We start from the raw sequence: 12,589 nt of genomic DNA on the forward strand, positions 1-12,589 counted from the left end.
TAATAGAAAATCATTCTAATGGATGATCATAAAAAAAGGGGTCGGTAAAAATTACCGACCCCGAAATTGTTAGACGCAGTGTGGTTGCGCCACCAGTTTTAATACTGGTTTACTCTATGTTTAGCTGGCAATAAACGAGTTTTGACTATCCATTTACAAATTCTGCACTATTATCTATCTACGTAAATAGAGCAACTAAAGTTTTGAATGAATTGAAAATTAATTGTTAACGAATCAGAGTTATTATTATATTAACTATTTATTAACAATCCTCTTTCTTTTTAGAGGAAATCTGGATGAATACGCTATATTAAGGTGTTTTTTTATTATTTTTTTAATATTGACGTTGAATGGTATTCAAAACCAGTTGATTGCAGGTTGTTAAGATTTGGCTTTAAACTTGGCCCCGGTTATAATAGCTTTTACAAACCCGTAACCGTAAGAACAGTGTTGTGTAAATGCTGCAACAACAGCCAATATTCCCACGGTAAGGGAACGGTTACGCAAGGTAGCATCGAGAAATACCATGACGGCGTAACAGGCGAAAGGCGCCATCCACCAAATATTAATTGTTAGCAAGCTTAAGAATAAACAAGCCAATAAAGCAATAAAAAATACCGCCGGAGCCGCGTGCGGTAATTTCAAACTACCGGGATGTAGCTTGGAAATAATGATACGGGCATACCCCATCCGGTATACTTGCCTCGAAAAACTCCGGAAGCTGGTTCTCCGCTTGTGAAAAACATAGAGCGAGGGAATCAATACAGGTTGATAGCCATGATCGATCGCACGCATGCTGAAATCTAAATCTTCCCCGTAATACATATCGATGAATCCACCGATACGGTCATACATTTCTTTTACAAAGCCCATATTAAAGCTCCTGGGAAAATATTTAGCTACTTTCTTTTTGCCGCCCCTGATGCCGCCGGTAGTAATAAAAGCCGTCATCGTATAATTAACTGCTTTTTGCATCAGCGTGAAGGTAGGTAGCGTATCGTCTGGCCCACCGTAAAAGCGGAGACCTTCTTTTAATTGATTTTTTAGCGTGGCTATATAATGCGCCGGTATAATGCAATCCGAGTCCAGGATAACGAAAAAATCTCCCTTTGCTTTTGCCATACCGTAGTTCCGCGCCTTGCCGGGACCACCGTTTTCTTTAAAATAATAAGATATGCGCAGTTGGTCGGCAAACCGGTCGCAAACGCTTTTACAGGGAATAGAAGAACCATCTTCCACCATCACCAATTCGAAATCGCGGTCAGTTTGTTTAGAAAGGCTTTCTAATAATTCTGCTGCTTCTCCCGGCCTATTGTAAATGGGTATGATGACGGATATATCCTGGTGCATATTGAAAATCAATGTTCTTCTGGAGGGCGAAGATACCCAGGATATTTGAATTTTACCTAATCGGTCTAAGGATTTATCACCGGCTAACTTGTATGATTGGGTACAATTTCGTAATTTTTAATCGATCTCTATTTTCTCGCATAATATTTATTTATGAAAACCATTGGTATTGTTGGATACCGCCATGATGAGAGCCAGTTTTTTGGCGCCTCGGCTCCCTACCTTGAATTTATTACCCGCTTCGGGAAACCCAGGATCTTGATGCCACAGGATGATGTATTGAATGTAGACCTGTTACTCGTTCCCGGCGGACTGGATGTTGCCCCCCTGGCTTACGGGGCGGCTCCCGGTTATAGAACTACTAACCAGGATGTATTTAAACAATATTTTTACGATACCAAACTAGATGGATACATTGATGCGGAAATACCTATTTTCGGTATCTGTGGCGGTTTCCAGATGTTGTCGGCCAAGTTCGGTTCCAAGTTGGAGCAACACCTGCCTTATCATCCCAAAAGTGCAAAAAGAACAGAACCCGTGCACACCGTTTTGCCAACGGAACAGGCTTCAATGCTCGGACGGGAAGAGTTTGAGGTTAACTCATTACACCATCAAGGGTTATTATTAAGTCAAGTTGGCCCGGACTTAAAAGTGTTGGCTGTCGCTAATACGCTGGAGTATATAAATGATAGCATCGTTGAAGCTTTCGGACACCGGGATAAACTGATTGCCGCGGTGCAGTGGCACCCCGAAGAATATCTCGATTTATTTAGTTGTACACTGATAGAGAGCTTGCTGAAGCTCCAAAAAATCTGGTAATAAAAAAAGCAGCCCCGTTGAAGAAGCTGCCAATAAAAGCTAATTGTATTTTAATACGATTAATTGCGGCTTTGCAATTTTGATAGTAATCTCAAAATTTCAAGGTACAACCAGATAATGGTAACCAGTAAGCCAAAGCCCGCATACCACTCGTAATACTTAGGCAATCCATAATTTGCCCCTTCCTCTATCCTATCGAAATCCAGGATTAGACTCAATGCCGCAATTCCCGCTACAACAACGGAAAAACCGATACCTAAAGGACTGCCTTCCGATAAGAAAGGAATATAAATACCGAAAAAACTCAATCCAAAAGCAACCAGGTAAAATACGGCGATCCCTGAAATAGCAACGAACATGATGGATTTAAATCGCTCTGTTGCCCTGATGATCCTGGCCCTGTAAAGGAACAGCATGCAGAAGAATACGCCGATCGTGATGCCTACTGCTTGCAATACGATCCCGTTGTATAAGGATTCAAATAGCATGGAAATTGCTCCTAAGAATAATCCCTCTGCTAACGCATATACCGGGGCTAATATGGGTGATAATGTTTTCTTGAAAGTCATTACGATCGCCAAGATCAATCCAACGATAGCGCCGCCGTATAACATGGCTGTTATGGCTACACCCCTCGCTGCCATTGACCAAGAAAATGCGCCCGCGGCTACCAGCAGGAACAGTAAGAAACCTACTTTGCCAATCGTGCCGTTCACGGTCATTCTTTCCGTGTAATCTAACCTGGCTGCGTCTTTAATCGATTTTTCCGTAAGTACGGGATTGCTAGATTTAAATAAGTCCATAGTTATCTAATAATATTTATCCAAGTTTAAAGATACCCTGTTTTCGGGGAAAATGAATCATTTATTGATGAATCTAATTGAATTTTAACAAATCTTGACCGATGGATCTTGAGGCCTGTTTTTTACGCCGATTACTAACAACCAGGAGGTTGGGAGTAATTCGGCAATACTGGCAGGATACAAAATATAATCTGAGATAACAGCATTGCCATATACTTGGGATAATAAAATATCAGCAAAGAAATCTACCAGGTAAACCAGGTTGCACAGCATTAATAACATACCTAATGTTTTTGGAACATTCCCGATTTATATACAATGTAACCGAACGGGAACAACCATAAACCTCAAAAGAGATGGTTGAATTGTAGTCCTACTTGGTATAAGTTTAATTGGAATAATAATTCGCGTGGTTTTGCCATGAACCGAATACCTCGATATATTTAGGGCTGGAAATAATGGTCAATACTGCTAAATAATGTTAAATGTTAAGCATCGAGATGCATACGCTCAGTAATACAAAAACAAGCATCGCGATACCCATCTTTTTAGTGATACGTGATAGCAACTGGTTCAATATGAATGGCAAGGCTAAAAAAGGAGGTAACAAATTACGGTGCAAGCAATGCCAAATCGGAATAGCAGTTCTGCTTCCTTAATATTTTGTGCCGTGACACCTGCATCTTTCCAGTTGATAAAACTGGTAGGGAGATAGCCGAGTGTAAAAAAGCCTGTAGGTACAACTACAAGGTAAATAAATCCAGTTAGCCGCGCTAATTTTTGCTGGGATGCCATGGGAGTTGAATTCATTGCATTATAAACTTGATCTCTAATTTACGGAAGTTATCAAGGAATAAAAAAGCGATGAATCTAAATAAGATCATCGCTTTTTTTCGTGACTCCGTCAGGATTCAAACCTGAAACCTTCTGATCCGTAGTCAGATGCTCTATTCAGTTGAGCTACGGAGCCATTATTACTGCAATTTTGCTGATTGCGGGATGCAAATGTAGGATGTTTTCCTGAAACCAACAAATCTATTTCCCTACCTTTTATAGATTTTTGTTTTCCTTATTTTTACAGCCAATTAAAAGTAAGGGAAAAGCGTGAAAATACAGTTATGGAGTATTGGAAAAGAGCATGATAGCTATATCCAGGAAGGAATGGCGCTCTTTCAGAAAAGGTTGAAACATTATACTGATTTCGAGTTAAAATTGATACCACCGGTGAAACAGGCAGCCAGCTTGTCAACTGCCGAGTTAAAAAAACAAGAAGGTAAATTGATCTTGGATCTTTTGCAGCCCAATGATTTCTTGGTGGCTCTTGACGAATATGGTAAATCATATACAACGGTTCAATTGGCTGATTTTTTACAGCAAAGGCTCAATAGCGGCACCCGCCAACTGGTACTGCTGATCGGCGGTGCATTCGGAATAGACCAGGCCGTTTTACAAAGGGCGCATCTGAAACTTTCCCTCTCCGCCCTTACCTTCCCCCACCAATTGGTGCGTTTAATCATGCTGGAGCAACTTTACCGTGCTTTCACGGTAATTAACCACGAGAAGTATCACCACCAGTAATTATTTTATTATTTTTGAATTTATAATTTACATTATGTCTATTACTTATATAATTATCATCGTAACGGTATTGATTTCTTTCACCAGCTTCAATCGCCCGGATCAATTTGACAAGCTCTGTTTTTGGCCATACGAGATCAGGGAAAAGAATCAATGGTACAGGTTTATTACGGTTGGTTTCGTGCATAGTGATTTTAATCACCTGCTGTTTAACATGTTGACCCTTTATTTTTTCAAGGATGTGGAGACAATATTTGCCATGGTTTTCGGATCAAAACTATATTTTCCCTTGTTATACTTGACAGGTTTAATCATGCCGAATATCTCCGATTATTTTAAATACAAAAATGTATTCGGTTACCGTGCTGTTGGTGCTAGTGGAGCAGTGACGGCAGTTGTATTTTCTGCTATCCTGTTTCAACCTTGGGCAATGATCTGGTTCGTGATACCTTTTATCGTGTACGGTATTTTATTCTTGGTTTATTCTGCATACATGTCAAGAAGGGAAAGCAATATTGGTCATAGTGCACACTTTTGGGGGGCCGTTTGGGGTTTGCTCTTTCCCTTGATGTTTAAGCCGGAGATATTTAATTACTTCATTCAGCAGCTATTGGCCAAGTTTAATTAAGCTATTCTAAATTTATTTATCTCCGCTGCTTCCTACTTGGAAGTCATAATTGTTCGAAACCTGGTTATTCATGTTTAAGATATATAATTTTATCATGAATAACCAGGTAACCTTGCTGTCTCGAACACCCCCATTCAGTAGAAATAACTAAAAATAAACATTGTTTTCCGGCTGAAAATACTTTAAATGTACTTGAATTCCTTCCCTGGTCAAGGATATAAGCGAAAGATGATACATTCACCCCCCCGCCAAGAGAACCCTGTAACTTCGCACCGTTGATAGCGAATGGTAGCTTGGCCATACAGTAGTAGAAAGGCCAGATCGAGCGATCAAATTGGTGGCCGTAATGGCCAATTTGTGCCCTTTTTTGGTACCTTTTTTGGGTAAACAAAAAAGTACAAGAAACGAGCAGATGGACATTGAATCGAACTTTTGAGGCGACGATAATTTTTTCATTGAAAATTTAGTCGGACAATAATGTAATTTTATCATGAACAACCAGGTAACCTTGCTTTCTCGAACGCCCCATTCAGCAATGAAATAACTAAAAAATAAACATTGTTTTCCGACTAAAAATGCTATAAAGGTACTTGAATTCCTTACCTGGACAAGGATATTAAGCGAAGGATGATACATTCACCCCCCGCCAAGAGAACCGTGGAACTTCGCACTGTTGATAGCGAAGGGAAGCTTGGCCATACAGTAGTAGAAAGGCCGGATCGAGCGATCAAATTGGCGGCCGTAATGGCCAATTTGTGCCCTTTTTTGGTACCTTTTTTGGGCAAGCAAAAAAGTACAAGAAACGAGCAGATGAACATTGGATCGAACTTTTGAGGCGACGATAATTTTTTCGTTGAAAATTTAGTCGGACAATAATGTAATTTTATCATGAATAACCGGGTAACCTTGCTGTCTCGACCCCCCCCATTCAGTAATGAAATAACTAAAAATAAACATTGTTTTCCGGCTGAAAATACTTTAAATGTACTTGAATTCCTTCCCTGGTCATGGATATAAGCGAAGAATGATGCATTCACCCCCCGCCAAGAGAACCGTGGAACTTTGCACCGTTGATAACGAATAGTAGCTTGGCCATACAGTAGTAGAAAGGCCCGATCGAGCGATCAAATTGGTGGCCGTAATGGCCAATTTGTGCCCTTTTTTGGTACCTTTTTTGGGCAAGCAAAAAAGTACAAGAAACGAGCAGATGAACATTGGATCGAACTTTTGAGGCGACGATAATTTTTTCATTGAAAATTTAGTCGGACAATAATGTAATTTTATCATGAATAACCAGGTAACCTTGCTGCCTCGAACGCCCCCATTCAGTAATGAAATAACTAAAAAATAAACATTGTTTTCCGGCTAGAAATGCTTTAAATGCACTTGAATCCCTTCCCTGGTCAAGGATATGTCAAGGCATTCATGCCTTACGAGTTTCAAACTCTATTGGCTTGAATGCCCGAATCGGCTATTGCCTTAATACATTGAAGTCCCATGGCTATTTATAAAGTATTAAAATGAACTTCCAAAATATCTTCCGTTTGATCTGTAATTCTGAAACGGTGATCGATCCTGTAACCCATTACCCAAACAATATGCGAACCGCTAACCAAAACATGCACCTGTTCTTTTTGTAACATCGATAGTTTTAGATCATGTAATAATTTGCTTACTTTTTTCTTCTTGTTCATCCCCAGGGGATAAAAATAATCGCCCTGCCGCCACCTGCGGATGACCAATGGGAATTTGATCTTGTCAATATCAAGCTGCGCCCGTTGGCTCTCCGTTGCAATATGTTCCGGCTTGGATTTCTGCTGCCATTGAATAGATGCAAAGTTGGTTTCGATACTCCCCTGCTTTTCATCGATTAGGTAATGGCTAATTGCCGGGTTAAGCCTCGGTGCAACGATCAACCAAGAACGATCGCGAATGATCCTGTAATCTTGAGTTTGCACGAATTTCCCTGTTTCCGATTCCAGTAAACCTAAGACCTGTGACAGTTGGTTGGAATTAATTTGGAATGGCTTGAAAAGTTCATAGGCAACGGTTTGCAAGGGTTCGGTCTTCTTCAATTTTAAGACCGGGATGAAATATTCCGTTCCCCTTTTTTCTATCAATTTCGTGGTCAGTTGATTTACCGCTTCCCTGTATAACAATTCCGCTTCGCGGAACTTTTCAATGCTATTGCCGAAGTTTTGAACGGCGCCAGGGTGAACCTCGTTTAGTAAGGGCAAGACCTGGTGACGGATAAAATTCCGTGTATACTTGTCCGTTAGATTGGAGCTGTCTTCTACAAATTCGATTTCATTTTTCGTAACATACCCGAGTATTTGCTCGCGACTGGCAAATAATATCGGCCTAATAATATATCCTTGCTTTGGTAAGATGCCGTGCAGGCCAGCCATCCCGGTGCCTTTACATAGGTTTATGAGGACCGTTTCAACATTATCTTGCAAATGATGCGCCGTAGCGATCGCCTGGAAATCTCCCTGCCGCCTAATCTCTTCCAACCATTTATAACGCAATTCACGCGCTGCAACTTGGATGGAAATTTTTCGTTCTTGAGAGTATGTTACCGTGTCAAATTTTGTTGTATAAATATTTATATTAAGCTTAGCTGCCAAAGATTGTACAAAGGCCTGGTCCCTTTCAGACTCCTCTTCCCTCAGTTGGAAATTACAGTGTGCCAGCTCGAACCGGATACCGGCTTGGTGAAATAAATGTGCCATCACGCTAGAGTCGATTCCGCCGCTTACAGCGAGTAATACCGGCTTTGCACCCTGCAACAAATGCTCCTGCTTGATAAATGTTAAAAGTTCTTGTACCAATCTTGAATAGTTTAATATTATTGTCCTGCTAGTTATAATGATATTTTGCTTGCTGCCGTCAATTTTAATAGGTCAGATCTTCGTAAGCTGCCAACAACTCATTATAGGTATGCATCTCCTTTTGTTCTTTTGCGATTTGCATTCCCTTTTCATAAATACTGATGGCATCTTCATTTTTCCCCTGCCTCTCAAGTAATTTCCCGAGGTGATAATAAGAACCCACATACGTTGGATCTTCCGCCAGTATCTCATCAAACAAAACATGGGCGGCGCCATCATCATCCAGTTTAATATATTCTAATGCCAATGCATGTTTGAGAAAACTGTCTTTCGGACTTTCCGCGAGGAACGCTTTTAATTTATCTATTCTTTCCATACAAATTTTATATGCTTTCATGAAAACCAAGCAAGATGTTAAAAGTTATCACTTTCAATTCATTACCGATGGTTTGCGTACTTTATTTAAATATATTTGCTTATACCGCTTTTTTCAAAATAAACCCGTTCAGGATATGAAGATTTTAGTTTGTATAAGTAAAACACCAGACACTACTGCAAAAATAGCTTTCACCGACAACAACACGAAATTCAATGAGGCCGGTGTAACCTATATTATTAATCCTTATGATGAATGGTATGCTTTGGTGCGCGCGTTGGAATTAAAAGAAAAGCTGGGAGGTACTGTGCACCTGGTTACCGTGGGAGGAGCTGATACAGAGCCCATTATTAGGAAGGCTTTGGCTCTTGGTGGCGATGAGGCTTTCCGTATTAACGGGGATAGCCAGGATAGCTTTTATATCGCTTCCCAAATTGCTGAACATGCGAAAAATGAGCAATACGATATCATATTTACCGGTAAAGAAACGATTGACTATAACGGTTCCAGCATCGGGGGCCTGGTGGCCGGCTTGCTGGATTTGCCATTCGTATCGATAGCGGCCAAGTTTGAATTGGATGGAAACCAAGCCACGGTAAACCGCGAAATTGAAGGCGGTGAAGAAATTTGCACGGTTCAATTGCCGGTGGTCGTGTCTTGCCAGAAAGGAATGGCAGAAGCAAGAATACCCAATATGAGGGGGATTATGGCCGCCAGGACAAAGCCTTTGAAAGTTGTAGAACCCGTTGCCGTAGAGAACCTAACCGAAGTCGTAAGTTTTGAATTACCGCCTGCTAAAGCCGGTGTGAAAATGATCAATCCAGATAACGTGGAAGAACTTGTGAAGTTGTTACATGACGAAGCAAAGGTCATTTAACCAGGCTGGTATCAAGGCAACAGGTAAACAAAATTCTAAACTTTTTCAAGATATTTAATATGTCCGTTATAGTATTTGCAGATCAACAACAAGGAAAGATAAAAAAGGCCGCGCAAGAGGCCGTGGAATATGCAGCGAAAGTAGCTGCGCAACTGGGCACAGATGTTTCCGCCGTAGTAGTTGGAGAAGTTGCTAACGAGGAGTTGACCGGCCTGGGTAAACATGGCGCCAAGAAAGTATTACATGTGGCAGACGCCCGCCTAAATGAAATAGAACCGGGTGTATGCGCTAAGATTTTAGCGGAAGCCGTTAACCAGGAAAGCGCAAGCGTTGTTATTTTTACGCACAATTTCTCCGGGAAAGCCATCGCGCCGATCTTATCCGCCAAACTGAAAGCGGGTTTGGTTACCGGGGCCATTTCACTACCCGATACTGCTAGCGGTTTCGTAGTAAAGAAATCGGTATTTTCAGGTAAAGCTTTCGCGAATGTTAATATCAGCTCGGATAAGAAAATTGTGTCCGTAATGCCGAATACCTTTAACCTGGAACCAGGTACCGCTACCGCGGATGTGGCTACTTTCAGCCCGTCTATCAGCGATGCCGACTTCAAGATAAAAATGGTAAAGGTAGAAACGGTAGAAGGCGAAATACCATTAACGGAAGCGGAGATCATCGTAAGCGGGGGAAGAGGCTTAAAAGGACCAGAAAACTGGGGTTTGGTGGAAGATTTGGCCCATGTGTTGGGTGCTGCAACAGCTTGTTCCCGCCCGGTAGCAGATTCCGGCTGGAGGCCGCATCATGAGCACGTAGGGCAAACGGGCTTGACCGTAAGGCCTAACCTGTATATCGCGATCGGTATTTCAGGGGCGATCCAGCATTTGGCTGGCGTTAACGGTAGTAAAGTGATCGTTGTGATCAATAAAGACCCGGAAGCGCCGTTCTTCAAGGCGGCAGACTATGGTATCGTGGGCGACGCATTCGAAGTCGTTCCTAAGCTAACGGAAGCCTTGAAGGCATACAAAGCGAATCAATAGACTGATTTATCATAACTTTTCTGCCCTTGCCGGGTTGTATTCTAAAAGATGCAGGTTTGGCAAGGGCTTATTCTTTGTAATTAGATTGCATGACGTTTTTTAGAATACGATAAATTTTCTAACTTCACGTTTCTACACAGAATAAACCTTCAGCGCTAACGCATTGATAGTATGAGAAAAATAGAATTGGAAATAGTTGCTTTGTCGCATAGCATTACACAGACGCATTCTTATGCAGTGGTGTTGGGAGAAGTTAACGGTTTAAGGCGTTTGCCAATCGTGATCGGTGGCTTCGAAGCACAGGCAATTGCAGTTGCATTGGAAAAAATGCAGCCAAGCAGGCCGCTTACCCACGACCTTATGAAGAATTTCATGAATGCATTCAGCATAGAGTTGCACGAAGTCGTAATCAGTAACCTGCAAGAAGGTATCTTTTATGCCAAGTTAATCTGTTCCAATAACGACGATACTATCGAGATCGATTCCCGCACTTCCGATGCCTTGGCCTTAGCCGTTCGATTCGGTTGCCCGATTTATACTTATGAAAATATCCTGAATAGCGCCGGCATCCTGCTGGAAGATCCAACAGGTAAAAAAGTGGCTAAATCTGCTACCGGAACTGCTTCCATCTCCGAACATGACCGTTCCGGAACCGAGGATAACCTCAATGCTATGAGCCTGGAAGAATTAAATACCTTGTTACAGGAAGTGTTGGAGCAGGAAGATTATATCAGGGCTATCGCGATCCGTGACGAAATCAACAGCCGGAAAAGCCAATAACACGCGTTTCATTTACTTACTTTTATTTATTAATTGGATATACGCCCGGTTCGCTATAAGTAAACCGGATATGTTTTATATTGCCTTGAATTACGTATCATGATAGCTTTCCCAAACTGTAAGATCAACCTGGGCCTGCACGTTTTAAATAAACGTGTTGATGGGTTTCACGATCTTGAAACGGTTTTTTTACCGCTAGCTTTGAAAGATGTTTTGGAAATTATTACGGCCGATAAGCTAACTTTCACCATGACCGGGATTAACATCCCCGGCAGCGCCGATGATAATCTTTGCTTGTCAGCCTACCGCTTATTAAAACGGGACTTCCCCCTTTTACCGCCCGTTCATATCCATTTACATAAGGTGATTCCTACCGGGGCCGGTCTTGGAGGCGGCTCATCAGATGCAGCATTCACGTTGAAGTTATTGAACGAAAAGTACCACCTCGGCATACGGCAGGAAACTTTACTGCAATATGCCGCGCAACTAGGGAGCGATTGTGCTTTCTTTATTGAGAATACACCTTGTTATGCAACCGGTCGCGGCGAGATATTAGAACCATTAGCGGTTGATTTATCTGCATATCAATTTTTGTTGGTACATCCAGGGATACATGTAAATACAGGTTGGGCATTCGGTCAATTATCACCTGGTAAGCCGGGGCACTCTTTGAGGGAAGTAAATTTTAAGGATGTACAGGATTATAAGGGCAAAGTTTCCAATGATTTCGAAGCCGCGGTATTCCAGGCGCACCCGGAGATAGCGGCTATTAAGGAACAGATGTATGCAACGGGAGCGTTATATGCAAGTATGAGTGGAAGTGGTTCAGCCGTGTACGGCATTTATGAGAAGGGCAAAAAAATAACCGGCCTCTTTTCGGAAACCGGTTACAGCGTATTTAGAATTAGTTAAACGCTAAGGACTTACTTTACAGAAGCAACGAGGCTTTTGAAAGTTTCTGGTTCATTCATAGCCAAGTCAGCTAATACTTTCCTGTTAAGATCAATATTCTTTTCAGAAAGTTTGTGAATGAACTCGGAGTATTTCATACCTTCCGCTCTAACTGCCGCGTTGATACGGGCGATCCAGAGCTGACGGTAATCTCTCTTCTTCAATTTACGACCTACATAACTGTAAGTTAAACCTTTTTCAAGAACGTTCTTTGCTACGGTGTAAACATTCTTTCTTTTGCCATAGAAGCCTTTCGCTTGCTTCAAGATTTTCTTTCTTCTGGCCCTAGACGCAACTGCGTTTACGGAACGAGGCATATAATGCTGTTTTTAAATGTGTTAAAAATTAATTAACGGAGGCGGAGCAACCTTTTAACCATGTTCAGGTTTGCATCACTTACCAAGCTGCTTCCTCTCAGGTGGCGCTTTCTTTTAGTGGCTTTTTTAGTCAACAAGTGACTTTTAAAAGCTTTCGGGCGCTTAATATTTCCGCTTCCGGTCACTTTAAACGTCTTTTTAGCACGGGAATGAGTCTTTACTTTGGGCATCTTACATCAAATTTG

At 41.6% G+C, this 12,589-nt stretch carries 15 protein-coding genes and 1 tRNA gene; 7 read left to right on the plus strand and 9 right to left on the minus strand.

What is annotated here, in order from left to right; genetic code table 11:
• Nucleotides 1–381: 381 nt before the first annotated feature.
• Nucleotides 382–1,350 (minus strand): glycosyltransferase, encoded by a 969-nt coding sequence (locus COR50_RS15170; protein ID WP_157760898.1) that lies wholly within the window; start codon nt 1,348–1,350, stop codon nt 382–384.
• A 153-nt stretch (nt 1,351–1,503) separates the two neighbouring features.
• On the opposite strand from COR50_RS15170, the gene COR50_RS15175 reads away from it, so the two are divergent.
• Nucleotides 1,504–2,169 (plus strand): gamma-glutamyl-gamma-aminobutyrate hydrolase family protein, encoded by a 666-nt coding sequence (locus tag COR50_RS15175; RefSeq protein WP_098194771.1) that lies wholly within the window; start codon nt 1,504–1,506, stop codon nt 2,167–2,169.
• 59 nt (nt 2,170–2,228) lie between these two features.
• Here COR50_RS15175 and COR50_RS15180 read toward each other — a convergent pair whose 3' ends face one another.
• The 4 genes from COR50_RS15180 to COR50_RS15195 all read right to left on the minus strand — a co-directional run bounded on the left by COR50_RS15180 (nt 2,229) and on the right by COR50_RS15195 (nt 3,942).
• Nucleotides 2,229–2,972 (minus strand): Bax inhibitor-1/YccA family protein, encoded by a 744-nt coding sequence (locus tag COR50_RS15180; RefSeq protein WP_098194772.1) that lies wholly within the window; start codon nt 2,970–2,972, stop codon nt 2,229–2,231.
• 84 nt (nt 2,973–3,056) lie between these two features.
• Nucleotides 3,057–3,281 carry a DUF4386 family protein gene (locus tag COR50_RS15185; RefSeq protein ID WP_394336713.1) on the minus strand — a complete coding sequence of 75 codons (225 nt, stop codon included), beginning with the start codon at nt 3,279–3,281 and terminating at the stop codon, nt 3,057–3,059.
• A gap of 282 nt (nt 3,282–3,563) precedes the next feature.
• Complete coding sequence (locus COR50_RS15190) at nt 3,564–3,767, minus strand: DUF4386 family protein (protein WP_157760900.1); 204 nt, start codon at nt 3,765–3,767, stop codon at nt 3,564–3,566.
• A gap of 101 nt (nt 3,768–3,868) precedes the next feature.
• Nucleotides 3,869–3,942, minus strand: a tRNA-Arg gene (locus COR50_RS15195).
• A 134-nt stretch (nt 3,943–4,076) separates the two neighbouring features.
• Here COR50_RS15195 and COR50_RS15200 point away from each other — a divergent pair.
• Both COR50_RS15200 and COR50_RS15205 read left to right on the plus strand, forming a co-directional pair.
• The gene (locus COR50_RS15200) at nt 4,077–4,550 is read left to right on the plus strand and encodes a 23S rRNA (pseudouridine(1915)-N(3))-methyltransferase RlmH (RefSeq protein WP_098194775.1); all 474 of its coding nucleotides are present in this window, start codon (nt 4,077–4,079) and stop codon (nt 4,548–4,550) included.
• 34 nt (nt 4,551–4,584) lie between these two features.
• On the plus strand, nt 4,585–5,178 hold the full coding sequence (locus COR50_RS15205; protein WP_098194776.1) for a rhomboid family intramembrane serine protease: 594 nt from the start codon (nt 4,585–4,587) through the stop codon (nt 5,176–5,178).
• A gap of 1,505 nt (nt 5,179–6,683) precedes the next feature.
• On the opposite strand, the gene tilS is transcribed toward COR50_RS15205, so the two are convergent.
• Both tilS and COR50_RS15225 read right to left on the minus strand, forming a co-directional pair.
• On the minus strand, nt 6,684–8,009 hold the full coding sequence (gene tilS / locus COR50_RS15220; RefSeq protein ID WP_232516179.1) for a tRNA lysidine(34) synthetase TilS: 1,326 nt from the start codon (nt 8,007–8,009) through the stop codon (nt 6,684–6,686).
• Between the two features lie 64 nt (nt 8,010–8,073).
• Complete coding sequence (locus COR50_RS15225; protein WP_098196262.1) at nt 8,074–8,385, minus strand: tetratricopeptide repeat protein; 312 nt, start codon at nt 8,383–8,385, stop codon at nt 8,074–8,076.
• A gap of 19 nt (nt 8,386–8,404) precedes the next feature.
• On the opposite strand from COR50_RS15225, the gene COR50_RS15230 reads away from it, so the two are divergent.
• The 4 genes from COR50_RS15230 to ispE all read left to right on the plus strand — a co-directional run bounded on the left by COR50_RS15230 (nt 8,405) and on the right by ispE (nt 11,988).
• On the plus strand, nt 8,405–9,262 hold the full coding sequence (locus tag COR50_RS15230) for an electron transfer flavoprotein subunit beta/FixA family protein (protein ID WP_232516180.1): 858 nt from the start codon (nt 8,405–8,407) through the stop codon (nt 9,260–9,262).
• A gap of 59 nt (nt 9,263–9,321) precedes the next feature.
• The gene (locus COR50_RS15235; protein WP_098194779.1) at nt 9,322–10,296 is read left to right on the plus strand and encodes an electron transfer flavoprotein subunit alpha/FixB family protein; all 975 of its coding nucleotides are present in this window, start codon (nt 9,322–9,324) and stop codon (nt 10,294–10,296) included.
• Nucleotides 10,297–10,467: 171 nt separating this feature from the next.
• A complete protein-coding gene (locus tag COR50_RS15240; protein ID WP_098194780.1) occupies nt 10,468–11,076 on the plus strand; it encodes a bifunctional nuclease family protein in 609 nt (202 codons plus the stop codon).
• Nucleotides 11,077–11,175: 99 nt separating this feature from the next.
• Complete coding sequence (ispE, locus tag COR50_RS15245) at nt 11,176–11,988, plus strand: 4-(cytidine 5'-diphospho)-2-C-methyl-D-erythritol kinase (protein WP_098194781.1); 813 nt, start codon at nt 11,176–11,178, stop codon at nt 11,986–11,988.
• Nucleotides 11,989–11,999: 11 nt separating this feature from the next.
• Here ispE and rplT read toward each other — a convergent pair whose 3' ends face one another.
• Both rplT and rpmI read right to left on the minus strand, forming a co-directional pair.
• Nucleotides 12,000–12,344: a 50S ribosomal protein L20 gene (gene rplT / locus COR50_RS15250; protein WP_098194782.1), complete on the minus strand. Its 345-nt coding sequence runs from the start codon at nt 12,342–12,344 to the stop codon at nt 12,000–12,002.
• 32 nt (nt 12,345–12,376) lie between these two features.
• A complete protein-coding gene (gene rpmI, locus COR50_RS15255) occupies nt 12,377–12,574 on the minus strand; it encodes a 50S ribosomal protein L35 (RefSeq protein WP_098194783.1) in 198 nt (65 codons plus the stop codon).
• Nucleotides 12,575–12,589: the final 15 nt, after the last annotated feature.

It is taken from the genome of Chitinophaga caeni (assembly GCF_002557795.1).
Classification (GTDB): domain Bacteria; phylum Bacteroidota; class Bacteroidia; order Chitinophagales; family Chitinophagaceae; genus Chitinophaga; species Chitinophaga caeni.

Bases quoted from the DNA above. Each gene is read 5' to 3' on its own strand.
- COR50_RS15170 (WP_157760898.1), bottom strand. From the start codon at position 1,350: ATGCACCAGGATATATCCGTCATCATACCCATTTACAATAGGCCGGGA.
- COR50_RS15175 (WP_098194771.1), top strand. From the start codon at position 1,504: ATGAAAACCATTGGTATTGTTGGATACCGCCATGATGAGAGCCAGTTT.
- COR50_RS15180 (WP_098194772.1), bottom strand. From the start codon at position 2,972: ATGGACTTATTTAAATCTAGCAATCCCGTACTTACGGAAAAATCGATT.
- COR50_RS15190 (WP_157760900.1), bottom strand. From the start codon at position 3,767: ATGGCATCCCAGCAAAAATTAGCGCGGCTAACTGGATTTATTTACCTT.
- COR50_RS15205 (WP_098194776.1), top strand. From the start codon at position 4,585: ATGTCTATTACTTATATAATTATCATCGTAACGGTATTGATTTCTTTC.
- COR50_RS15225 (WP_098196262.1), bottom strand. From the start codon at position 8,385: ATGGAAAGAATAGATAAATTAAAAGCGTTCCTCGCGGAAAGTCCGAAA.
- COR50_RS15230 (WP_232516180.1), top strand. From the start codon at position 8,405: ATGAAAACCAAGCAAGATGTTAAAAGTTATCACTTTCAATTCATTACC.
- COR50_RS15235 (WP_098194779.1), top strand. From the start codon at position 9,322: ATGTCCGTTATAGTATTTGCAGATCAACAACAAGGAAAGATAAAAAAG.
- COR50_RS15240 (WP_098194780.1), top strand. From the start codon at position 10,468: ATGAGAAAAATAGAATTGGAAATAGTTGCTTTGTCGCATAGCATTACA.
- ispE (WP_098194781.1), top strand. From the start codon at position 11,176: ATGATAGCTTTCCCAAACTGTAAGATCAACCTGGGCCTGCACGTTTTA.
- rplT (WP_098194782.1), bottom strand. From the start codon at position 12,344: ATGCCTCGTTCCGTAAACGCAGTTGCGTCTAGGGCCAGAAGAAAGAAA.
- rpmI (WP_098194783.1), bottom strand. From the start codon at position 12,574: ATGCCCAAAGTAAAGACTCATTCCCGTGCTAAAAAGACGTTTAAAGTG.